At 34.5% G+C, this 23,394-nt stretch carries 20 protein-coding genes and 1 pseudogene; 13 read left to right on the top strand and 8 right to left on the bottom strand.

All coding sequences use genetic code 11. The features are described 5' to 3' along the window. Positions 1-499: 499 nt before the first annotated feature. Positions 500-667 (top strand): site-specific integrase, encoded by a 168-nt coding sequence (locus tag AASI_RS08895; protein WP_187146263.1) that lies wholly within the window; start codon positions 500-502, stop codon positions 665-667. Between the two features lie 57 nt (positions 668-724). On the opposite strand, the pseudogene AASI_RS08435 reads toward AASI_RS08895, so the two are convergent. Beyond that, positions 725-1,405: pseudogene (locus AASI_RS08435) on the bottom strand (IS1 family transposase). Between the two features lie 288 nt (positions 1,406-1,693). Here AASI_RS08435 and AASI_RS06885 point away from each other — a divergent pair. Beyond that, on the top strand, positions 1,694-5,617 hold the full coding sequence (locus AASI_RS06885; protein WP_012473397.1) for a COG1361 family protein: 3,924 nt from the start codon (positions 1,694-1,696) through the stop codon (positions 5,615-5,617). 174 nt (positions 5,618-5,791) lie between these two features. Next, positions 5,792-6,682, top strand: a complete 891-nt coding sequence (locus AASI_RS07765) for a DUF2797 domain-containing protein (RefSeq protein WP_012473396.1) — start codon at positions 5,792-5,794, stop codon at positions 6,680-6,682. On the opposite strand, the gene gatA is transcribed toward AASI_RS07765, so the two are convergent. Next, positions 6,665-8,107: an Asp-tRNA(Asn)/Glu-tRNA(Gln) amidotransferase subunit GatA gene (gene gatA / locus AASI_RS06875; RefSeq protein WP_044283098.1), complete on the bottom strand. Its 1,443-nt coding sequence runs from the start codon at positions 8,105-8,107 to the stop codon at positions 6,665-6,667. The two genes, AASI_RS07765 and gatA, sit on opposite strands and share 18 nt — an antisense overlap. A 1,016-nt stretch (positions 8,108-9,123) precedes the next feature. Between gatA and AASI_RS06870 the strand changes: the two genes are divergently transcribed. Next, positions 9,124-10,851, top strand: a complete 1,728-nt coding sequence (locus AASI_RS06870) for a DEAD/DEAH box helicase (protein WP_012473394.1) — start codon at positions 9,124-9,126, stop codon at positions 10,849-10,851. Positions 10,852-11,367: 516 nt separating this feature from the next. On the opposite strand, the gene AASI_RS06865 is transcribed toward AASI_RS06870, so the two are convergent. Further along, complete coding sequence (locus AASI_RS06865; RefSeq protein WP_012473393.1) at positions 11,368-12,222, bottom strand: DUF3108 domain-containing protein; 855 nt, start codon at positions 12,220-12,222, stop codon at positions 11,368-11,370. A gap of 229 nt (positions 12,223-12,451) precedes the next feature. On the opposite strand from AASI_RS06865, the gene AASI_RS06860 reads away from it, so the two are divergent. Continuing rightward, positions 12,452-12,925, top strand: coding sequence for a YcxB family protein (locus AASI_RS06860; RefSeq protein WP_012473392.1), 474 nt, complete (start codon positions 12,452-12,454; stop codon positions 12,923-12,925). Positions 12,926-13,239: 314 nt separating this feature from the next. Then, positions 13,240-13,722, top strand: a complete 483-nt coding sequence (locus AASI_RS06855) for a deoxycytidylate deaminase (RefSeq protein ID WP_012473391.1) — start codon at positions 13,240-13,242, stop codon at positions 13,720-13,722. A gap of 12 nt (positions 13,723-13,734) precedes the next feature. On the opposite strand, the gene murB is transcribed toward AASI_RS06855, so the two are convergent. Together murB and AASI_RS06845 are read right to left on the bottom strand one after the other, a co-directional pair. Next, positions 13,735-14,754, bottom strand: coding sequence for a UDP-N-acetylmuramate dehydrogenase (gene murB / locus AASI_RS06850; protein ID WP_012473390.1), 1,020 nt, complete (start codon positions 14,752-14,754; stop codon positions 13,735-13,737). 222 nt (positions 14,755-14,976) lie between these two features. Continuing rightward, positions 14,977-16,503 carry a GH3 auxin-responsive promoter family protein gene (locus AASI_RS06845; protein ID WP_012473389.1) on the bottom strand — a complete coding sequence of 509 codons (1,527 nt, stop codon included), beginning with the start codon at positions 16,501-16,503 and terminating at the stop codon, positions 14,977-14,979. A gap of 206 nt (positions 16,504-16,709) precedes the next feature. Here AASI_RS06845 and floA point away from each other — a divergent pair, with 206 nt between their 5' ends. Next, positions 16,710-17,711: a flotillin-like protein FloA gene (gene floA, locus AASI_RS06840; RefSeq protein ID WP_012473388.1), complete on the top strand. Its 1,002-nt coding sequence runs from the start codon at positions 16,710-16,712 to the stop codon at positions 17,709-17,711. 71 nt (positions 17,712-17,782) lie between these two features. Here floA and AASI_RS08430 read toward each other — a convergent pair. Further along, positions 17,783-18,462, bottom strand: a protein-coding gene (locus tag AASI_RS08430; protein ID WP_148204979.1) for an IS1 family transposase whose coding sequence is annotated in 2 segments (ribosomal slippage) — positions 17,783-18,144 and positions 18,144-18,462 — 681 coding nt in all. Because the reading frame shifts where the segments join, the coding sequence is not laid out codon by codon here. A gap of 184 nt (positions 18,463-18,646) precedes the next feature. Beyond that, positions 18,647-18,793, bottom strand: coding sequence for an IS66 family transposase (locus tag AASI_RS09390; protein ID WP_394330107.1), 147 nt, complete (start codon positions 18,791-18,793; stop codon positions 18,647-18,649). A gap of 188 nt (positions 18,794-18,981) precedes the next feature. Here AASI_RS09390 and AASI_RS06825 point away from each other — a divergent pair, with 188 nt between their 5' ends. From AASI_RS06825 to AASI_RS06815, 6 genes are all read left to right on the top strand, one after another. Then, positions 18,982-19,227 (top strand): hypothetical protein, encoded by a 246-nt coding sequence (locus tag AASI_RS06825; protein ID WP_012473387.1) that lies wholly within the window; start codon positions 18,982-18,984, stop codon positions 19,225-19,227. An 83-nt stretch (positions 19,228-19,310) separates the two neighbouring features. Then, a complete protein-coding gene (locus tag AASI_RS09385; RefSeq protein WP_083758855.1) occupies positions 19,311-19,481 on the top strand; it encodes a toprim domain-containing protein in 171 nt (56 codons plus the stop codon). A gap of 224 nt (positions 19,482-19,705) precedes the next feature. After that, positions 19,706-19,879, top strand: coding sequence for a hypothetical protein (locus AASI_RS08890; RefSeq protein WP_012473386.1), 174 nt, complete (start codon positions 19,706-19,708; stop codon positions 19,877-19,879). 26 nt (positions 19,880-19,905) lie between these two features. After that, the gene (locus AASI_RS06820; protein WP_012473385.1) at positions 19,906-20,142 is read left to right on the top strand and encodes a hypothetical protein; all 237 of its coding nucleotides are present in this window, start codon (positions 19,906-19,908) and stop codon (positions 20,140-20,142) included. 49 nt (positions 20,143-20,191) lie between these two features. Then, positions 20,192-20,353, top strand: a complete 162-nt coding sequence (locus tag AASI_RS08885) for a hypothetical protein (RefSeq protein ID WP_012473384.1) — start codon at positions 20,192-20,194, stop codon at positions 20,351-20,353. A 124-nt stretch (positions 20,354-20,477) separates the two neighbouring features. Next, positions 20,478-22,997: a hypothetical protein gene (locus tag AASI_RS06815; RefSeq protein WP_012473383.1), complete on the top strand. Its 2,520-nt coding sequence runs from the start codon at positions 20,478-20,480 to the stop codon at positions 22,995-22,997. A 220-nt stretch (positions 22,998-23,217) separates the two neighbouring features. On the opposite strand, the gene AASI_RS08880 is transcribed toward AASI_RS06815, so the two are convergent. Further along, positions 23,218-23,388 carry a hypothetical protein gene (locus AASI_RS08880; RefSeq protein WP_187146261.1) on the bottom strand — a complete coding sequence of 57 codons (171 nt, stop codon included), beginning with the start codon at positions 23,386-23,388 and terminating at the stop codon, positions 23,218-23,220. Positions 23,389-23,394 lie beyond the last annotated feature (6 nt).

Raw genomic sequence — 23,394 nt, 5'->3', positions numbered from 1 at the left:
GCTCATATAAAAAAACCAAGTGAAACTTCTATAATATTCCACTTTTCAACTTAACAGTAATTGTATATATAAACTTCAGATTTATTAAGGTATATCAACAAGGAATATAATTAGTAATAGCTGCCAAGTAAGCAAGAAATGGAGATTTTATATTCTTTTACCACATTTCTGTTCCTATAGTTTCAAATTGCTTTAAGTCGACAAGAGGTTTATCAGTCGCCTTAATTTTTTCAAACTTGTATGGTAATTGCTTTTATTAAGGTTTGCTTTATATAGTATTAGTTTACATTTGAGTTGCTGCAAAGAGTTGGAAAAGAAGCATTATCCTTTTGATAATTACTCGCTTGGTAAATTTACTGCCCTCATGCAGAAGCGTGCCATGAGCCGAGAAGATCTACAGTAAATTGTAACCCTACCGTTCCTCGAGGATAATAAGCTTCAGGTGGCCAGGGATTATTTTTTGTTTAGCTACTACGAGCAACGCATAAATTTCAGGGATATGGCAAGTCTTAAATGGAAGCAAATTGTGGAAGACCGGGTTGTATATACATGTCTAAAGATGGGTAAGATGATGCAGTTCAAACTGATGTTACCAGCACTGGAGATATTAGAAAAATATAAGCGAGCGACAAGTGGGGAAAAGAGGACTTTGTTTTTCCTATCTTAAATAAGAATGAACATATCACACACCATCAAATTTCCAATCGAATCAATCGAGTTATTGTTAGATTAATATAGATAACTGATTATTTATTTTAGCTATCAATAAATCAAGTGACTTTTCAATCATATGCACCTGCTCGCTATAACATTTCCCTTTGTGCTTGAATTTTGTTAAATAATGCATAATTAAACTATTATATCCTTCTACAGTATATGTCTCTGACTTACTTTGGATATGCTTATCCTTTGGAATAAACTCACCATAACTCTTCCAATAATCGCTACAATAAATTTGGCTTAGCGTTTTTATCTTTTCCCATAACCTTAATCCTGTTTTGTTTGATCGGTTTCCACACACATATGAGAGGAACCGTTTACTAAGTCTATCAACAGCAATCCATACTCAACAGTACTTTTTTGAGCCTACATACGTATGCAACTCATCTAGCTCTATACCTCTTCTGGCTCTTGGGTAGTGAGTGGGTAGAGTTGCTTGTTCTCCCGATGCTTCTATCCATTGATAGACGGTGCCATAGCTTATTTGAAGTAGGTTGCCAATAGCGCGAAAGCCTAGCCCTTCTAAATACAATTGTAAGGCTAAGCGCTTGGTTTGTATTGGTTTGACACCAGATTTTGGCTGGCTGTATAACGAAACTGGCAGCTCTTGTATTGATAATGTTGTATGCCTTTTAGTAATCTCATTCTTACAGTTTTGGATATTACTACATTTAGGATAATTTATACTTTTTCTCCTAAAAAACAAATTTATACTAATTTAATAATTTTCTATTTTATTGTTTTATTGTGGGTTAGCCCTGATAAGGTAGCTCCTAATAGCAATTAATCTACATTCTAGCCTTTGGGATGCATATAGTAAAGGTTGAGATGACTAATTATACACACTTTATTTTGCTTACAGTATAAAATCCTTGTTTATCGGTAGCTATTCTGCCTTAAATATCTTATTTTATAATAAGCTACCTATCCATAAAAAGAATTTAAAAATTCCTCAAATAACTGTTTTATTTCTATGTTAACCAAATTAAAAAATTTAAAGGGTTATCTTATTCTAAGCTATTTATTGAGCTTGTTCCCTATCTTAAACACTGTTTCTTGCCGATGTGATAATGGTGAAATGGGAGGAAGTGGCGGTTTGACTATGGAAGTAAATCCTCGTAATCTCATGGGGGATGCTACAAAAACAACAATTTCCTTTCAGTTAGCACAGCCTGATAAAATGGCTGATTTAGAAAAATTTAAACTAAAGGTTAGCCTTGAAAAGCAGGAAGGGGGTATAGCTTCTCATTTACATTATGCGGATGCTGAAAATGAAATTAAAAAAGCAAAGGAAATAATAGAAACATTAACTCATTTTACAAAAAGCGCTAGTTTAGATGATTACAGGACATCCTTTCAAGTAGATTTGAAACTAGTGCCTGATATGGAAACTACAGAATTAAAATATAGGCTTGAGTTGTTCAGTGAGCAAGGTGAGTTAGTGGACGGTACTGATTTAAGCTGGAATGCTTATAAGGAACTTAGATTTACACAGGAGACTCCCAATAAAATACAAGGTGATAACAAAGATATCAAATTAAAATTATATAATCCTAACGCTAATTCTATTAGCGCGGGCCAGCTTAAATTAGTTATAAATAGAACTGAGGGTTCTCAAGCTACAATAGAAGGCGCTGCACCGACTGCAGATGAGGGAAAATATGAAATAGTGTTGGCATCAATAGCAGGTAATCAGGAATTAGAAAAAACTTTAACTATAAACGCTAAAAAAGATCTTAAAGCTAGCTTTACCATTCAACTATACTACCAAGAAAAAGCACAAGGTAATCCTGTTACAGTAAGTTGGGAGCAAGGTATGTTGCTTAATTTAGGTATAGAACGTAAGAAAGGAAACTCACGTGTACTTACATGCAACATAGAAAATAATGGTACTGTATCTGCTAAGGGAATAAAGCTACAATACGTTGGAAAAACCGAGGGCGTCAAGTTGCAAGGAAAGACCCTTATAAAAGATAAAGTTGAAAAAAAAGATCTAGGAGACATAGCTGTGGGAGCCAAAGGAATACATACAGAGCTAAAAGAATTAGACTTTGGTACCAATTCAAGTGTAGATATTGAATTTACGCTGGTTTATGAGGGAGGGCAAACTACTCCGAAATTGTATACTTTTACACCTTTAAATGTGGACCTAAGAATAGATAAACTGCATTATGATCCTACTGAGGGGTATATTATATATACTATTAGAAATAATGGTAATGATGTAGCTGAAAAAGTAAAGATAAAATACACCAATATAGGTGAAGATAATGAGGGGAAAGAGGTTACATTAAAAGAAATAAAAGAAAAGAAAGAAGTTGTGACTCAGGAAGTAACCATAGCTCCTAATACTTCAACAGAGGAAAGACGTCTTTTAGTAGATTTTAAGAAGGCAGACAAGGCAACTTTTGAATTCGGAGTACTGTATAATGGTAAACCCATTAATCAGGCAACAGAAATAAAGACTTTGGAAGCAAAAGAGGTTGCAATGAAGTTAGTGTCTAAAGATACTGCAACAGGCAACATTTTATTAACAGGATCTAATCGTATGCTAAATTTCACTATAGAAGCGCCAACCGGTAGGCATTCAGACAATATAGACCTCAAGCATGTATGGATAGATATAAAAAGTAACAGTAATAGCTTCCTTTCAAAATCTCCTGTAAGTAAACACAAGCTTGATACCTTAACGAGTGTTAATATAGGTAAAATAGGAAATACAATATCACTTTATGTAAAGCCAGAAGAAGCAAAAGAAGCTCAGTTCGACTTATTCCTTTATTATAAAAAGACACAGCAAGGAATGCCTCTTCATATAGATTGGCAAGAGGATCAATTAGAAATAAAAAACTTACATTCGCTTGTACTTGTAGGTAATAATGAAGCCAGCTTTACACTTTCTAATGCTGTAGGGCCTGTAAATCCCAAGGAGTTTATAATAGAACTAAGTAGTGATAAAGATACTCAGTTTAGCCTTATTGAATTAAATGAAAAACTGCCTCGTAGTCCTAGTTTAGAAGCAATAAATAAAATATGTAAATACGCTACATCAAACAATAGGCCTATAAGACGCTTAGATACGTTAATTGGGGATGACGAAGTAGCTAAAAATACCCCCACCGCACCCATTCGATTTAAATTAAATAAGGCTATAGATCGTATTGATGAGGACAAAGTCACTGTTACGGTAAAACGTGGTGATATAGAGTTGGCTAAACAGTCAGTAGTTTGGAAGGCAGAGGGAGTTAGTTTACAGGTTACAGAACAAAAAAACACAAGGTTGGAAGATAATGCAAAGCTTGAGATACCTATCAAAAATGTAGGCCGAGCTGTACCAATGGACGAAATACGTATCGAAATCATTCATGGTAAAGGAGTTTGCTATAAGTTAGGAAATGTTAGCGAAGATAATATTAATACTACATTAGATAAGGTACTAGGGAAAAGTGGTTCTTCAAAACTTAAACAAAAGGATAAAGTCATGACTTTAAATATGGAAGGTAAATTATCTCAAGAACAATATACAGCTAACCTTACGCTAAAAATATACCATAAGAATGACCCTGAACATATATATATTAAAGAGTTTACGTGGATTAATAAGCAACTGTTTGAGCAAACGCTTAAGAGACTTGAACAAGAAGTTAATAGTTTAAGAGTAGCGTTTAATAAAATTGACAAGAATACCTACTTATCATTGCAATATGATGATAGCCTTAGAGTAAACTATGCAGAATGGGGTAAGAAAGCGCAGGAGCTTACTGTATATAAACATAAAGCCACGCGTATTCAAGAAAAAGCTGCGAATTTAATAGGTAGGCTTGACCCTAAAATACAAACTGAGGAAAGAGATAAAGTGGAAACTAAAATTATAGAAGTTGCCGAGAAGATTAAAACTGATGTGGATGAGTATATTTCAAGTGAGTCTCAAAAAGTACTGGAACACGACGTTACTGCAATTCTAGGAAAAGTTAAGGATGATCTTCATAAGTTTACTGTTCAAAAATCTAAGTTTGAACAAATCGTTATGGGAGATATTAAAGTTGATGAGGCAATAGCAGAAGACGCTACACAATTCTTAAAAAATGTTGTTTCTATTGGTAATAGTAAGATAATAGAACAAGTTAGTGAAGGATTACTTAATAATATTAGCAATTTAATTAGTAATGATAAAGAGTCTATTAAGGAACAAATTGTTCAAGTAAGGTACAAATGCCAAGATATTACTCAACAATTTGAAGTATTTCAAAACAACGCTATAAAAGTTGTAAGTGCAATAGCTGGAAAATTTAAAGATACAATTAAAAAGCTTATAGAAGAAGTAGAGCTAGATTCTGAGCGGCTAGGAATTGTAAGTGTAGAGATTAGTGAATACTTTGGAGATGAGCAGACTTCTTTTTTAAAATCTATTGATGATAAGGTTAGACGAAACAAGGTTATACTAAACATTGAGAATTTATTTTCTAAACCTGAAGAAAAAACTAAAGAGGTTTCCTCTAAAGTTGCAATACTTGGTGAACTTGTTAATCAAATTAATTTACAACCACATATTAGTTCCAACGAATTTGATAATCCTGAAGAGGAAATTAGTAAACATATTCAACAAATGTATAAATCTATACGTACACTAGACAGTATGAGTGAGAAAACTGCTGAAGCTATACTGGTAAAAGCTGAACAAGCGCTGCAGATGATGAATCAAGAAATTCAGACTACAGAGTATGCACTTAAAGATATGCAAGAAATCATTCAAGCTGCTGAACAAATATGTTTCCTTATTGGAAGATCTTATCGTGTAAATGATAAAAAGCATATACAAGGCAGAGCACTTGAAGCAGCAAATAATTTTGTCGATATTATGAACCAATTGAATGAAAAGAAGCAGGTGCATAAGTAGCTTATATTAAATAAAGCAGTATACTTTATAGTTTATTAACTCCTAATACTATTCATAAAGAGTTTAACAAGATAAAAGTAGCTTGCTAGAAGATAAACGGCTAGCTGTTAGAATTTAATACGATTAAGGGATATATTTGGGTAAAGCTATATAATTATTATAAAAGTAGAGTCTATGTATATCCTTTCTGGTTATAGCTATCATAGTAGCAAAGGACCATACTTGCAATTGGATGAGATAGCTAGCCAGCCCACAATAAGGCATTATGTGCCTATCTGGGAGGCTTATATAAGCCTTAACATATTAACAAATAAATATTGTATAGGAGGATTTGACTTAACAATTAAACGATCTATACCTTGCCCTAATCAACAAGAGATTGGTAGTAAATCGTTATGTTGCTCTAATTGTAACCAATCTATTCAATTTAACCCTGCTTTTTACAGAATTGCTCCTTCCCAACTATCACAACAGCAACAATCTTATAACTTACAGCCTCATGCTGTTTATCTAGCATATTTTGGAGGCAATATAATAAAAGTGGGTATTGCTAATCAGAAACGAATCTATACCAGATGGCTGGAGCAAGGTGCACGTGCTGCAGTGGTTTTGCAATGTCTGCAAGATGCTTATGCAGCTAGGACACTTGAGGAATATATAAATACTACCTATAATATTCCAGAACGTATTACTATCAAGCAGAAACAGCAATGCTTACATATGCCTTATTATTTTGAGGATGCTAGCATAAAACTCAATGCCTGTAGGAAAGCTATTTATGCCAATCTGAGTACCTTATCCATGGACAATCCTATACAAAATTTACAGGATGCTTACTTCCATAAAAAGCAGCCTTTTCCTTTGTACCAATCACCTAAAGAAAGCCAGCGTACTATTGCTGGATACGGCTTGGGAATGGTAGGAGAGGTGCTTATTTATGAACAGCAAGGATATTGTTTTATACAACCTCTTAAGTCATTGCTAGGCCAGGTTCAAGTACGCTTAAATGAAAAAGAAGTACCCATTCCTGTTAATATCCAAACTCAATTAAATCTTTTTGGGTAACTGCATGATGTAGTTAGCAAAACCTAGCAAGTGTGTTTCTTCAAAGCTATTGGCTATGATTTGTAGGCCTATAGGTAAGTTTTGATGATCTGTACCATTAGGAATAGAAATGGCTGGTAGCCCTGCCACAGATGCTAACGTTGTATACACATCTGCCCAATACATAGCTAAAGGATCATGTGCATTAAATCCTATCTTAAATGCAGTGCTAGGCGTAGTAGGCAGTAAAATAAAATCATAATCAGATAAAATAGCTTGTAGTTTGTCTTTTATCAATCTTCTTATCTTTTTCGCTTTTATATAACAATCCTCATAATGGTTGGCCCCTAATACAAAAGCACCCAACAAGATTCTTCTTTGTACTTCTTGTCCAAAACCTTCTGACCTAGTTTTGGTGTAAAGTTCTTCTATAGTATGAGCAGACGGACTTCTATACCCATACCGTACGCCATCTAAACGCGCTAGGTTAGCACTAGCTTCAGCAGTGGTAAGTACATAGTAAGTAGGTAGTACATATTCTAATAATGGAAAGTCGATAGCTTCTACTTGGTGGCCTGCTTGCTTTAAAGCATCCATAGTAGCAGTTGTGTGTAATCTAATTTCGTCTTGTAGACCTGTATAGGCTAATGTTTCTTTTAAATAAGCAATTTTAGCTTTTTTACCAAAAGTTAAATAATCACTATAATGAGGTACTGGTTGTTTAGATACCGTGCTATCAAATGTATCAGCACCTGCAACAACTTCTAGTACAGTAGCACAATCACGTATATCTTTAGCAAAAATACCTATCGTATCAAAAGAGGATGCATAGGCAATCATACCGTGACGAGAAATTCTAGAATAGGTAGGCTTAAGTCCTATAATACCACAAAAAGCTGCTGGTTGCCTTACCGAACCGCCTGTGTCTGTTCCTAGGGCTACATGACACATATCGGCTTGTACAGCTACTGCTGACCCTCCTGATGAGCCACCTGGTACACGAGTAGTATCAATGGCATTTCGTACAGGCCCAAAAGCAGAGTTCTCATTAGAAGAACCCATTCCAAACTCATCGCAATTCTGATGTCCAATAATAATAGCATCCTCATCAACCAAGCGCTGTACACAAGTGGCGCTAAACTGTGAAACAAAACCTTCTAATATTTTGCTGCTTGCTTGTACAGGATGGTCCTGATAGCATAGCAAGTCTTTAATACCTACTACCATGCCTGCTAGTTTCCCTGCTTTTTGTTGGTGTAGCTTGTGTGTTACTTGAGCAGCTGTTGCTAAAGCTTCTTCATCATAAGTCCTAACAAATGCATTAAGATTTTGTTGATTATCAATATTATATAGGCATTGTTTAACTATATCAATAGAGATGCTTGGCTCGTTTTGTAGTGTATCAATTAAACTTGAAAAAGGTTTTAATTCAGTAAGTTTTCCCATTTCTTTATAATATATATGGATTATTTGCTTTAAACCAGTCAATAGTTATGTGTCCCAGACAATTAAATAGTATGGTGAACACTATTAGCAAATGTATAACTTGCCAAAAGTAACTAACTCTACCAACCTTATCAAGCGTCTGCAAACCTATTTAGTTATTTGCAACTCTAATCAAAAAATGATTATGCATTACAAATAAGCATCAAATTAATTATTGCTTTTTAAATAAACTCCTTGAAATCCTTGAAAGTTTTGGTATAAGTAATTTATTGGCTTGGTAATAAGGTTTTATTGTGGCATAGTAGTCTACCTATAGCCTATTTTTAAAAGTTAATTGATTTTATAGGTGACTAAGCTTAAAAAATTAACCGCATTCTAGTTATCACTTATGTTTATGCTGATTATACTTATGATTTATCTATAATAAATCCTATGCCAAGCAGCTTTATAAATTTTTAAATAAGTAAGCATATAGGGTATAAAAAGTAAAAAATAGTAAGAGTCATTTTGCATTAGTGTAGGCATGGCTTTTAAATTAAAATAGCTTTATTAGTTTTTTTGAAAAATAAGCTGTTTATTTGGGTCTAAATATGATTGATGAATTGACTGTGATACTACCTTTTATCTCATCTTGCAAAGGCTAATATGAATTATTAACGCTTTCTCTGTTGTAAATAAACGGAAATGGTTGTTAAAGTTTGATTTTTAAAAGCCTCCTAAATTTGCATCTGACCTATGCTTAATTGATTTCAAGAAGCAGATAAGTAGCCTTATAGTATATATTATGCTTGCTAGGTTATAGGTAACTCAAAATATGGTTGCTGTTGAAACTTTTAAATAGCCAATATATGAAAAGTGCAAAGCTTATACATAAAGTATGTTGCCAGCTTAAGCCTTTTATCCTATGAGCATTTATCAACATTACAGAATTTAATTTTTAAGACCTAGTCCTAGGAATGGATATAATAAATACGTTATGCCTGGGACATTTAACTATTATTTATTTAATCCAAACTATGACTAATTTCCAAGAAATGGGGCTTTCCCCAGTACTTACCCAAGCTTTAGATAAACTAAGTTTTACCCAGCCAACTGCGATCCAGGCAAAAGCTATACCTTTAGCATTACAGCAAAAGGATATTTTAGGATCAGCCCAGACTGGTACAGGCAAGACATTAGCTTTTGCTATACCTTTAATTAATAAGTTATTAAGCGACCCTACGAGTATGGGGCTTATCCTGACGCCAACTAGAGAGTTAGCTCAACAAGTTGCTACCAACATTAACCAACTTCTTTTTAAAAGCTCTTTTATAAAAACGGCTTTGCTAATAGGTGGAGAACCTTATAACAAACAGTTAGCTCAACTAAGATCTAATTTACGCATTATTATTGGTACGCCTGGTCGTGTTATTGACCATTTAGAAAGAGGTAGCTTTAATCCAAAAGATATAGACTTCTTGATACTTGATGAAACAGATCGTATGTTCGATATGGGCTTTTCGATACAATTAGAACAAATTGTTAGCCAGCTTCCTACCCAGCGACAAACTTTGATGTTTTCTGCTACTTTCCCACCTAAAGTTGAAAAGTTAGCTGCAAAATATATGCAGTCACCTGAGCGTATATTTATGAATGAGTTTGACTCAATGGCTATTGTAGCACAAAACTTAACGCAAGAAATTTTAGAGATTAAAGAAGAGAATAAATATTTTGAATTGCTTACTCAGTTAAATAGCCGAGAAGGTACTATCCTGGTATTTGTAAAAACAAAAGATAATGCTGAACATTTATCGCTTCGGTTAAATAAAGAAGCTTATAATACTTGTGCTATTCATGGCAATTTAAGGCAAACTAAGCGTGAGCGTGTGATGCGTGCCTTTAGACAAGGACGTCACCAGATTATGGTTGCTACAGATATTGCTGCACGTGGCTTGGATGTACCCCATGTGAAACATGTAATCAATTATGATATTCCGCATGCACCAGAAGATTATGTGCATCGTATAGGTAGGACTGCTCGTGCAGGTGCTAAAGGTTTTGCACTCAGCTTTGTTTCTTCTCAAGACCGTAAAAGGTGGAATGCTATTCAAGATTTACTGAATCCTAAACAGGCGAAATCTGACCGAAACAGCGAACAGCATGGTTCACGTAATAGAAATTCACGGAATAATAATTCAAGACCGCGCTCACAAAGTATGGATTCATCAAGGGGCTCAGAAAGAGATAGGTTTCAAAAGAGTTTCCCATCTTCTAGAAATGGTGGAAGTTCAGAATTTTCAAGGTCACGTTCACAAGGCATGGGTTCAGCAAGGGATTCTGAAAGAGATAGATTTCAAAGAAGTTCAGCATCCTCTAGGCATGGCGAAAGTTCGGATTTTTCAAGACCACGCTTGCAAGGCACAGATTCACCAAGAGATTTTCAGAGAGATAAATTCCAAAGAAGTTCTACACCCTTTAGGCATAGCGAAAGTTCAGAGTTTTCAAGATCACGCTCGCAAGGTACAAATTCACTAAGAGGGTCAGAAAGAGACAGGTTTCAGAAAAGCTCGTCTCCTTCTCGTTATGGCGGGAATCCAGAGTTCTCAAAATTTCGATCACAAGGTTCTGATTCAACAAAAAGAAGCTTCCAAGAGAAGGGAGGACAAAAAGCTTTTTCACCTTCTAGACGTATTGAAGCTGCTCCAGAATTTTCTAATAAGGGATTTAATAAAAAGAAATTTAGTGATAAAAAACGTTATCAGTAACAATACAATTATTTGATAGATTTAGATTATAGACTGTATTGATAGCGTAACTAGCCACTAAGTAAGTAACATTATTGGGAAGTCTTTTTGCAAATTGCGGGTAGGAACAGAAAGTCTTACTTAGAAATACAGTTTACTGTTAGGATAAGCCAGCGTTTATAGCCTATTGGCAAGTATAAACGCTGGTTGTCTTTACTAGAAAAGAGATTTTGCTGAAGTTTTCCTACCTTTTATCTTTAGAATAATTTATATTAAAGATGCTGCAAAACGTTTACTTAGTAGATTGCCTAAATTTTTAATACCTAAACTTATTATTTTACAAAAGCTAATCTGTTTTTTTATACTTTAAATACATATTTTGCCTCTTGACTTTTGCTTAATTGTATATAGTATGCCTCCAGTCTATTTTTTTCTAGTCGCCGTTTCGAAACGACTCTATTAAACTAGGATACAATATATAATAGGGCATAAGTGTCTATTTTTGTATACTGAAAGCAACAAGAGAGAACTTAAAAGTTAACTATTTAACCTTTGCTGACGCTTTTTAATGGCCAGCGGATACTTAAGGCCTTCGCAATTTGTTAGATCTATCTCAACAGCCCCCACTAAAAGTTTAATTTTGATCTTAACAGGTATTTTATTTTCGTCATCTGATAAAAATAATTCTACTGAATTTTCTCCAGCAAATATAGATTTACCGGTTGAAGTAAAAGGAACCAAAGGCGCTAATACTAATGTATTAATGTAACCTAGTTTAGTTTTAATGGTTCTTTTGCCTAGAAATTTAGTTTTAAATTTCTCATACAGAATATCATCAAAAAAAACAGGACTATATAGTATATCTCCAACACGAACTGTACTAAAATCTAAGTTTCTTAATACATACCAAGTGCTTACTATATCTTGTACATTATCATAAATTCCATATTCATTTCTTCTTATTACATGTGTTTCTGTAGTATCTAACTCTTCCACTACTATCAGTTTTTTTGTATGGTCAAAATTTACTTTTTCATTTTTTCTATAGGTTCCCTCTTGAATGTTCCGGTAAAAGCGTTGTGGTATTAAAGTGACTGTATCTAGATAGCTTCCAAAATGGTTTTTCATTTTTAAGAATAGGTAAAGTGCTCCTTTAGACTCTCCACACACATCAATTTTATAGCAGGGCTTTTCATTGACTATATATATCTTTTTATCTATTTGCATTACTACTTCACCAGCCTCTACCCAACCATAATGGACCTTATAAGTAATTTTTTCTCCAGGAACTAAGCTCTTGTTGTCGGTTATTTTAGAAGGAAATGCTATTTCATGTGCTTGGGAACTACTTAATACAAATACAGTAAAAAGTAGACATAATAGATGTTTCATATACTATAAATTAAGGCTGCTTGTGCTATAAAATAAATAAACAAAAAGGCGAATAACTAAGCGAATTTTTAAGTAAATAAATTCAACCTACTATTTAGTAGAATGCAATAAAATTCTTGATAAAATTCTATTTTTTATTATAAAAAAGCTAGATTTGAATTTGTTTTTCGTAAAAAATAAATAGCCATGGCTAATATAGCAGATTGCTATATATTTTAACTTATAGTTTATGATTGTACGCACCAAGAAATACAAACTTCCTATACGTACCTACATGCTTCTAGGACTTAAGAATATTATCCGTGAGCAATGGTGGGTTTTCTTAATTGCTATCGGAATATTATCACTTACTTTTTTTCTTAAGTCAATATGGTTGGTAGTTATTCCAAGCTTAGGGCTAATCTTATACTTCCTGTTTTGGCTTATACAGTTTTATGGAGTTACTCAGCTAGCAGAAAATAAGATTGTTTTTGAACGTTTGGGTTATGAACTGACTAGTCAGCAAATCATTATACAAATTGATACTAAGCGTGGTATGCCAGTAGCTTGGGAGCAAATTAAAAGAGCTAGTCAAGGAAAAGACTACTTTTTATTAGTTATTAATAAAGCTCATCTGATACACCTACCTTACAAAATTTTTAATAGTAAAAATGAAATTAAATTTGTAGAAACCATCCTTAAACGTAAAGGCTTGATTAGATAAACTTTCTTGAATAAGAAAGGAATCCTTAATCCATAAACAGATAATGCTTGCATGGTGTATGTTTAACCTGTATAACTAGCTTTATTTAGTTATTAGTTAATAAAGTAAAGCTTTACACGCAAATTAATTAGCTATTCAAGTTACTTATCAATTATATACAGAAGTAAGGTCTTTCCTTGAATGTTTAATAAGCAGTCCAGTAACAGCAACCTAGAACCTACGCACCAACGGAGAAAGTAAGAAAAAATTTTAAACTTTATATTCTATATTTGCTGTCTGATGTGATTTAAAGAGATGAATACAATATCAAGCATATGAATAGGCCTGAATTTGATGATATATTTATACAATTAGCGCTTCAGTTAGCTAAGCGATCGCATTGTGTAAAATTGCAAGTTGGCGCTGTTTTGGCTAAAGATACACGTATTATTTCTATTGGCTATAATGGGCCACCTTCTGGAACTTACAATTGTGATGAGCAATGGCCAGGAATAGGTTGCCCTAGAGATGTTAAAGGTGGCTGTTCTTTGGCCATACATGCAGAACAAAATGCTATTCTATATGCCTTAAGCAACCAAGCTGCCGTAACAGGTGCTACCCTTTATATTACTTTATCGCCTTGTTTGCCTTGTGCACGTATTATCTTTACAGTAGGCATTAAAAGGGTTGTTTATGTTCAGTCTTACGCGGCTTATAAAGGATTATCTAAAGAGGAAGGATTAGAATTTTTAGACTCTTTTGGTGTAAAAGTAGAGGCATATCAACAATCGAATTATAACAATATCTCTACAATCTGATAGTTGTCTTCCTTATTGAATAATATTAACTTCAGGTTCTAACATAACACTAAAATTCTCGGCTACACTTGCCTGAATTGCTTGTGCTAACTTGTATACAGCTTTGCCTGTTGCTCCTCCATAATTAACAATAACTAATGGCTGGTGTAAATGTACACCTACTGCATCGTGCCTATATCCTTTCCAACCAGATTGTTCTATAAGCCAAGCTGCAGGTAGTTTGGCATAACCGTTTGCTAGAATATGCACTGGTATATTAGGGTATTTGTTTCGAAGTAGAGTAGCTTTAGCTTGGTCGATAATAGGATTTTTGAAAAAACTCCCAGCATTGCCTATATAAGCTGGGTTAGGAAGTTTCTGTTGGCGAATATAAATAACCGCATCACTAATGGCTTTAATAGATAAGGTTCTAGGCTTCATGGAAGCTAGGACTTCTTGTATAGCACCATAGTTTGTCTGAAAAGTGGGCTGCTTGTTTAAGCGTAGTGTTACTTGCAAAATAATGTATTGTCCTTTCAGGCTGCTTTTAAATATGCTATCTCGATAACTAAAAGCACAAGCTTCTTTATTAAACTTTTTAATAAGTCCTGTGCTTATTTCAAGTGCTTCTAAGGATTCAAATACCTCACTAAATTCTACTCCATAAGCTCCAATATTTTGTATAGGTGCTGCGCCTACCGTACCCGGAATTAATGATAAATTCTCAATGCCTGCATAGCCTTTTTCTATGCAGTATAAAACTAAACTATGCCAGTTTACACCAGCGCCTACGTGCAACCATATATGATTATTATCTTCTCCAAGTTTTTCTATTCCTTTTATATCCATGTGTATAACCCACCCATCGAAGTCCTTTACAAAAAGGATATTACTGCCACCTCCTATAGTTAATTTTAGTAAAGAGTGTAAACTGCTGTTATTTAATAATTGCTTGAGCATAGCTTGGCTTTTAACCAAACTGTAGTAGCGTGCGGTGGCAGCAATCCCAAAAGTGTTTAATGATTGTAAAGGAATATTCTCTTGTAAATCCATAGGATAGGTTAGCCTGATAAGCTATATGTAAAAGTAGTAGATACCCCCTTAATCAACAAGTTAGTTAGCTTCTTAAATACAATTTCTATTTAAATAAAATTGCTTTATTATCGAGTTGAGATCTTGGCTAATTAAGTATATAGTTTGTATCGTGAATATAGTCTATAAAATAGTTAAGTTTAAAAAAATATTTGATATACAAACATTATTCAGTTGTCTGTCTCAATAAACATCTTCTTGAATCAATTGGTATATTTCATCTAAATATTTTCTTGAATTGAACAACCGGGGCACTTTATTTTGATTTCCTAGCTTATTATTCTTTTTCATCCAAGCATAGAATACGCCTTTAGGTACAGGTCTTATAACTGGCTTTGCAAGAATAAAATCTTTATAACGTTTGGCTTCATAATCAGAATTTAATTCCTGTAGCTTTCGGTCCAATATATCCGTAAACTCATCTAAATTGGTTGGTTCTTGTACAAATTCAATTAGCCACTCGTGTTGTCCTTTTTTACTATCAGATGTATAGTTGGGGCCCGCTGTATAGTCACTAATAGTAGTACCTGTGAGCATGCAAGCGTCAGCAATGGCCATATCCGCATTATCAATAACCAATTCTTCTCCAAAAGTATTAATAAAATGCTTGGTCCTACCTGCTATTTTAATTCTATAAGGTGCAGTTGAGGTAAACTTAATTGTATCGCCAATTTGATAGCGCCAAAGACCAGCATTAGTAGTAATAACCACTGCATAGATTTGTCCTACTTTAACGTCAGCTAAATCAATGACTGTTGGATGGGAATCATCAAGCTCTTCAATGGGTATAAACTCATAATAAATTCCATGATCTACTAATAGCAAGAGTTCAGAGCCATTTATTTGGTCTTGTATAGCAAAGAAACCTTCTGAAGCATTATAAACCTCCATATAATGCGTGTTTGTGGAAGCAATATTTTTAAATAGATCTCTGTAGGGGGTAAAAGAAACGCCACCATGAATGAAAAGTTCTAGCATAGGCCATATTTCGGCAATATTAGTTGCCTGTTTGATAGCTAGTACTTTATTTAATAAGACTAATAACCAGGTAGGTATGCCTGTAATAGAAGTTATATTTTCTTGTGCAGTAATTTGTGCTAACTTTTCTAACTTTTCTTCCCAATTCTCTAATAATGCTATGTCTAGATTAGGTGTGCTAGCCCACTTTGCCCACAAAGGAAGATTTTTCATGATGACAGCTGATACATCACCATATTTTGTATCAGAATTTGGGCAAAAACTATTGGTATATAAACTGCCACCCATAGCAAGGTTTTTTCCATGTAGCAGTTGGCTATGAGGTTGATTGGATAAATAAATAGCAAGCATATCTTTCCCAGCCTTATAATGCCCCTCTTTAAGTGCTTCTGTAGACACAGGTATAAACTTGCTACGGTCATTGGTAGTTCCTGAAGATTTGGCAAACCATTTAATAGGTGTAGGCCAAAGAACATTAACGCTACCTTGTAAGACTTTTTTTATATAAGGATATAATTCCTCGTAAGTACATATAGGTACTTGTTCTTTAAAATGTTGCTTGGTGGCAATTGTATGATAGCTAAATTGTTGTCCATACTCGGTTTGCGCTCCTTTTTGTATAAGTGTATGTAGCAATGTAGCTTGCATATCTATAGGGTTTTCTATAGCATGCTGCAGTCTACTTAGCCTTTGCTTAAGTAGCCAATTAAAAGATTGATTTAATAAGTACATCTAGAAATGTCTAACTTGTACATTTAAGAGATTTAAAATAGTTCTAAGTACATCTTTATTAAACACAAGAAAGTATTTTTGTGGAAGTACGCTTCTTGATGTGTGCGAAGATAAAAGTAATTCTTGAAATTTTTTAATGCATTTCACTATATTGCGTTTTAATACTTAAAGTAATATTATTTAAAAACGACTTTAAAACTTATTTTATGACCTATTTGTATGATAATTCCACACTCTGGATACCTATATTGCTTGGGTTTCTTTTGTTTTTATATTTCTTCCCTGTCAACTTATGGATTACAGCTTTATTTTCAGGTGTACGAGTAAGTCTATTCGAATTAGTTTTTATGCGTATTCGTAGAGTGCCCCCTCGTGTTATTGTAGAGTCTATGATTACCGCCACTAAAGCAGGCTTACAAGTGACTACTACAGAAATTGAAACACACTACCTAGCTGGTGGCAATGTGCCTTCAGTAATTAGGGCTTTGATCTCTGCTGATAAAGCCAATATAAAATTAACTTTTAAACAAGCTACCGCAATAGATTTAGCTGGTAGAGATGTTTTTCAGGCAGTACAGATTTCTGTAAATCCTAAGGTTATTAATACCCCTTCTGTAGCTGCTGTGGCTGCTGATGGTATTCAGTTAGTTACTAAAGCTAGAGTTACTGTGCGTGCTAATATACAACAATTGGTAGGAGGCGCAGGTGAGGATACAATACTGGCTAGGGTAGGGGAAGGTATTGTTACTTCTATAGGATCTGCGGCCAGCCATAAAGAGGTATTAGCTAATCCAGATCAAATCTCTAAATTAGTTCTGCAAAGAGGCTTAGATGCAGGTACAGCTTTTGAAATATTGTCTATAGATATAGCTGATGTGGATGTAGGAGAAAATATTGGTGCTAAATTACAGATAGATCAAGCAAATGCTGATTTAAGAGTTGCAGAGGCTAAGGCAGAAGAACGTAGAGCTATGGCAGTAGCAGTAGAACAAGAGATGCGTGCTAAGTCTCAGGAGGCTAGGGCTCAAGTTATTTTAGCAGAATCAGAAATACCTAAGGCTATGTCAGCTGCTTTAAAAAGTGGGCATATCGGTGTAATGGACTATTACCGTATGCAAAATATAAAGGCAGATACTAATATGCGGGCTGCTATATCAGGAGAAGGTGAACCTAATACGGAAACAGAAGGAAACCCTAACATACAATAAAATTTACAGTAAAAGAATTTTATATGCTTACTACAATAGCAAGTATAAAATATAAAAATATTTTGGTATTGTTAAATTAAGATAGGCAGCTGATTATTTAGCTTGGCCATTAGCAGGTTGAGCGATTTTTCTATCATGTGCACCTGTTTGCTATAGCATTTTCCTTTACGCTTAAATCTTGCTAAATAGTGCCTAATTAAGCTATTATATCCTTCCACTGTATAAGTTTCTGATTTGCTTTGTCGGTGTTTATCTTTTGGAATAAACTGCTCATAACTTTTCCAATAGTCACTACAATACAGCTTGCCTATATCCTTGACGCGCTCCCATAACTTCAGTCCGGTTTGTGTCGAGCGATCTCCACACACATATGATATAAAGCGCTTGCTTATCCTATCAACAGCTATCCATATCCAGCAGTAGACTTTTTTGAACCCACATAAGTGTGTATTTCATCCATCTCGACTATATCTACTTGATCTTGGCTTTCTGGTAAACTTACTTGATCTCCACATGCTTTTACCCATTGATAGACTGTCCCATAGCTTATGTTGAGTATACGCCCTATAGCTCGAAATCCTAATCCTTCTAAGTATAATTGCAACGCTTTTCGCTTAGTATATAGAGGTTTAACATCTGATTTGTGGCTAACTGTGTAACGGAAACGGCAACTTTTACACTGGTAGCGCTGTCTACCTCTAACAATTCCATCTTTACAGCTTTGAGTATTATTACATCGAGGACAATTCATACTTTTTCCTCTAACTTACTAATCCTATCCCAATTTAACAATACCAAATATTATTGTGTGTATCCGTTCAGGCCACAACCATAGAGATCGTCTTAATACACTGGCTTAGCTAAGCAAAAGCATTACTTTGACTCAAGCGGCAGCTTAAGTATAAGCTTAGTATGCACTCGACAAATTTATTGCCCTAAATAGACCAGGTAAAGAGCAGCTTCTTTCTATAGATAACATACTTTCTCAGCTGTCGCTCTGCCAGATTATTAGCCATCTCGATAGATTTATCCTTGGCAAAACGCCATATCATATTGAAGCTATTCACCATCCGCCTGACTATCCTCCTATGGGCTTGGGGTATCTCTCTGATTCTTAGAACCTATTTTAAAAAAACCTATCCTAGCATTAACTCCTCTTGAGCAAAGTGAACAAGCACAAAAGCATTTAGATAGGATTGTCCCTTACAAAGGAGATGGCTTTCTTTTCCAAAGAGCTATTGATAAAGATACTTACAAAGATTTAGAAGGGATGAAAGTCAGCCTTCAGGTTGCTGCCTTTGCGTTGTATAAAGATTTTGCTGCAAATGGACAAGCTAGGCTAGCTAGCACCATTACCTATTATGAAAAGAGGGAGGGGAGTAATGATAAATATTTTCAGACAGGGCTTCCTAGGGAGTTATCTGTCTTACAAGAAAAGGCTCATAAGCTCGAGGATGCTCGCACGGTCGTGATTACTGAAAGCCCTGTTGATGCACTGAGCTACCTGGCAACTTAGTTTAGGGCAAGAATAGGGCTGGAAAATAGTTAAAAGAGGTATGCCCAAGTGAAGAGCCTTTAAATCCATCAACAACAGCTTATATCAGTACTTGTGGTAACTTAACGGATGGTATTAAAAGAGATTTAGGGCAGATATTTGAATTAGCTTCTAAAAGTAACCAGCGGGTAGTGGTGGCTTTGGACAATGATAAGGCTGGAATAAACATGGGTGAAGTCCTTAGCCATATGCTAGAGCAAGCGCAATGTAACTAACATATTGAAGTCCCTAAGTATGGAAAAGACTGGAATGAGGTGCTTGAGCAAGAGTTGCATGGAATAGATCCGGAAATGTACTCTCAAGCAAAGAGATAGCTCAAAAGCAGTGGAGGTTTTTTGAATCAAAACCTTATGAGAAGTCTATTCTAGTACAAGCTGGACTAAATAAGCAAACATTAGAAGCATTTAGTGAGAATTTTAAAACGAGTGAAAAAGTGGTAATGGTTGCTCTCAAAGGGACTGCCAAGGCAGAAATAGCTGGTACTTGGAGTATAAGTATCGACCCAGTGAAAGGGATACAAGAACATATAGACCTCGCTAGTGCACCTGCTGTAGATGTTATTAGGGGGGATGTAAAAAAGCCCATCAGATTGTCCTTGTTACCTCTCCACTAGATGTACTTCTTCACTATAATAATCAAATGAAAGCTATAGAGCAGATGCAAGAGGGTAAGATTGCTAGTACTCTAGGACAAAGGTCGCTTGCCAAAGAGCAGTTAGCAAAGATAGAAAATATGGCTTATGTCTATGTAGAGGCCAGGCTGAAACAAAAGGTAGAGACGCCACTAACTGAGCTATTACAGGCAGCACATGCTAAAAACAAAGAAATTGTTATAGCTTCTAGTAAAGATACTGAAAACCTCATGGGTATTTATTGAGCCTATATTGAAAGAGAATAATTACAAGTACACTAAGCACACGATTGATATGCCAACAGTAAGCCAAAAAGCAATAACTAGCATAAGCAGTAGCATAGGTAGTAGCATTGGGCTTTTCGGGGCTCTAGCAGGTATGAACCAGCCTAGTAAAGAGGAAGAGGATGACGAAGATGATAATAAAAAGGAGCGATCTTTCAAAAGAGATATTTAAAGCTATTATTTTTCTTTGGTAAAGCTAGCCTATATCATGCTACCCTTGATAAAAGGTTATTATATTTTTGCATGTATGTTTTTTAAGGATTAAAATGAATGACCTGGTTTTAATCCTTAAAATTATGAAACATTCTTATACTCTAAATTGGCAATTTATAGTCCATATTTTATTTATAAGCTTATGCGTACAGAGCTGCAGTGGTTTAAATAATCTACCAGTAGGAATTCCAGGGCCAACCAACCACAAACAAAGATTAAATGAACATAATATTCATCCTTTACTTGTCCAAACACCAATAGATCAGAGAGGGCATGTGGTCACTTTTTACCAAGAAGGTAGTCAGTTACAAGCCGAGGTTGAGGAAAAAAACGGATGCTTTAGTAAAATCCATACCTTACCTGTGTATATAGAACAAGGTATAAATTTACAGGAAGTAAACAGTAAACAACATATACATGTGATTCTACCGAAAGGCCAAGAAACAGGATATGTATATGTGGGGCATACAGGTTTAATGGGAGGAGGGGAGAGTAAAGATGAAGGGGAAGAGGAAGATAACGAGAATCAAAAGAATGAAAAAGCTAAAAGTCAACAAAAAAATAAAAGTAAAGGAAAAGAAAAACTAAATAAATCAAAGGAGACACTAGAAAAACTTGATAAAGGAAGTGAAAGAGGAAAATCTAAAAGAGTTGGGGCCAATCAGCATACGAGCATAAGCTCTGTTTCTACAGCACAGCGAAGAATTATCAAAGAGATAGGAAATTTAGGATTAGACATTTATACTCAAGAAATTATAACTCCTGAAAATATGCTTGCTTTAAATGATTTAAGAACCATATGGAAACTATTGTTTTCCGGAGTCAATTCTTTAAAAGCATATCAAGATAAAAAAGAAGATATTACAATGAGCATAACTCTTTTTGTAAATGACTTGAGAGCTTTAAATAAGAAAAACTATGATATAAATGATAAGTTATACTTAATAACGGCAGCCAGTGAGGCGGTTGAATATATCAAACATATACTTGATGACGAGTTTTTTTATGAGGGTTCGATTGAAGATAAAGTAACGTTGGCAAATCTATTTTATGAATTAAATTCAGGAATTGGAATGGATAATTTATTGCTCTGTTCTATCCTCAAAACAGGATACCCACAATTTGCAGAGCAAAATCCTCAAATAATTAAAAAACATATGGATGGGTATAAAAATGCTCGAAATCAATTGAATCTTCGATTTGGTATACCTAAGAACAAGATAGCGACGATATATAAGGATACCCTTGCTACAGCATACACCAACCTTACATTTGAACAGGAAACTCCCAAAACAAGGATTAAAGCAAGCGAACGTGTACTCGAAGTACAGCAACAAAATAAGTGTATTCGAGGCAAAAGAATAGCAGAAAGTGTTCCTACTCAAACTCCTCTTTTTAAATTTTCTACTGAGAGCCTGAAATTAAGTAATAATATATACAAGATAAAAGATCCAAGAAATATACCTGCTACAGAACTAGAAGAGTTATATAGCCAACTTATAAAGGTAGAAGGGTTGAGCCTTTCACTATTGGTTTTTAACCAATGTTCTCCTATACAACTTGTAGGCAATCATTTGGATTTTACAGTTGATAATTTAATTAGCTCTTATAAAAACATCCTTGGCACATTTCCTAAATATGATATTTATAATTTTTTAAAATGGGGGATTATCATCTATATGAAAAACAACCGAACTGCTGAAGCATTAATTCGGTTAAAAGCTATGAAAGTTTTCTATGATTATTTTTCAGAAGATGCCAAGATAAAATTTGAGAGAGATTTTAAGATTTTTCAAGCGAATGCATATGCTGCATGTGGGGAACACGATAAATTATCTCAACTTTATAAAGAAAAAGTTCAGGCAAAACTAGAAAAGGAAAGAATTCTTAAAGAAAACCGTAAGAAGAGTGTACAAAAATTTAAAAATGCTCAACAAATGGTGCAATTGGAGCAACCACATTCAGGGCCACTTGCTACCACAAAAGCAGTAAGAAAACAAGTATTAAATACAGATCCTTCCACTACTATAAGTGAAAAAGTATACCAGGACGAGCAACAACGTAAAAAAGAAGAAGCAAATGCTAGAGCAAAAAGGCATCAAGAAGCAGAAGAGGTGCGTCTGCAAAAACGATTAGAAAATATATCTCTTAGTAAGGAAGAAAATGAGAATTTTATTCCTCCTTCTCGAAATGGAGAATTAAGAGGACAGCTAACAGATACAATCTTTTCTAAAAATTCTTCTTCTGTCCATTTTATTCTTCCACAAAAAGCATGTAAGACACTTAATAAAATCTTTGCTAATAATTGGAATATTAGTCGTAAGGATATTGAAAATCTATTCCGTGTTTTAGGACAAACTATTAATACAAGTACTAAATCATCTCATCATGTAATTGAAATCGACCAAGAAACATTTTTCCTAGTTAATGATGCTGGAGATACAATTGATGTAATTACTGATTCATCAGGTTATATGAGCGGCCATTTAAGTTTACCTAATTGGAAAGAGAAAGTTAAAAAATATATGCGAAAGAAAATTTTGCGCGTACTATGTCATATAGGGATCAATGAACATAATTATTGTAAGCATAATACAGTTTAAGCTATAATACTGGGTTCTATAAGCAGGGGCTCATATTAGGGAAGGAAAAGTATCCTTCGGTTCTGTTCAAGCATCAATGGCATAACCATAAGTTGATGTGCAAATAGACTTCTTTTGAAACTCAAAATAATCCAGACAAAAATCTATGCAAGTATAGGTAAAGCCTAAGTTTGTTGATTTTTTATTGTTGGTTAGTGATTTGTTGTTGCTGTTTACCAAGCTAGTCTTGAAGTAGACGTGTCTTTTGTTGTTGGCTGGCTAAAGCTTTTTCTAGAAGGCTAACTGTTTTTCTGAGCAGGCCGTTTTCTTTCACCAAAAGGGTATTGTTATTCAAGAAAAGCTGATTTTGCTTCTCTAAAAACTTAATCCTTGTTTGAAGAAAAGTACTCATTAGAAA

The sequence above is a fragment of the Candidatus Amoebophilus asiaticus 5a2 genome (assembly GCF_000020565.1).
Taxonomy (GTDB): domain Bacteria; phylum Bacteroidota; class Bacteroidia; order Cytophagales; family Amoebophilaceae; genus Amoebophilus; species Amoebophilus asiaticus.
The sequence above is the reverse complement of the archived record's forward strand: the minus strand, read 5'-3'. Positions and strand labels throughout refer to the sequence as shown.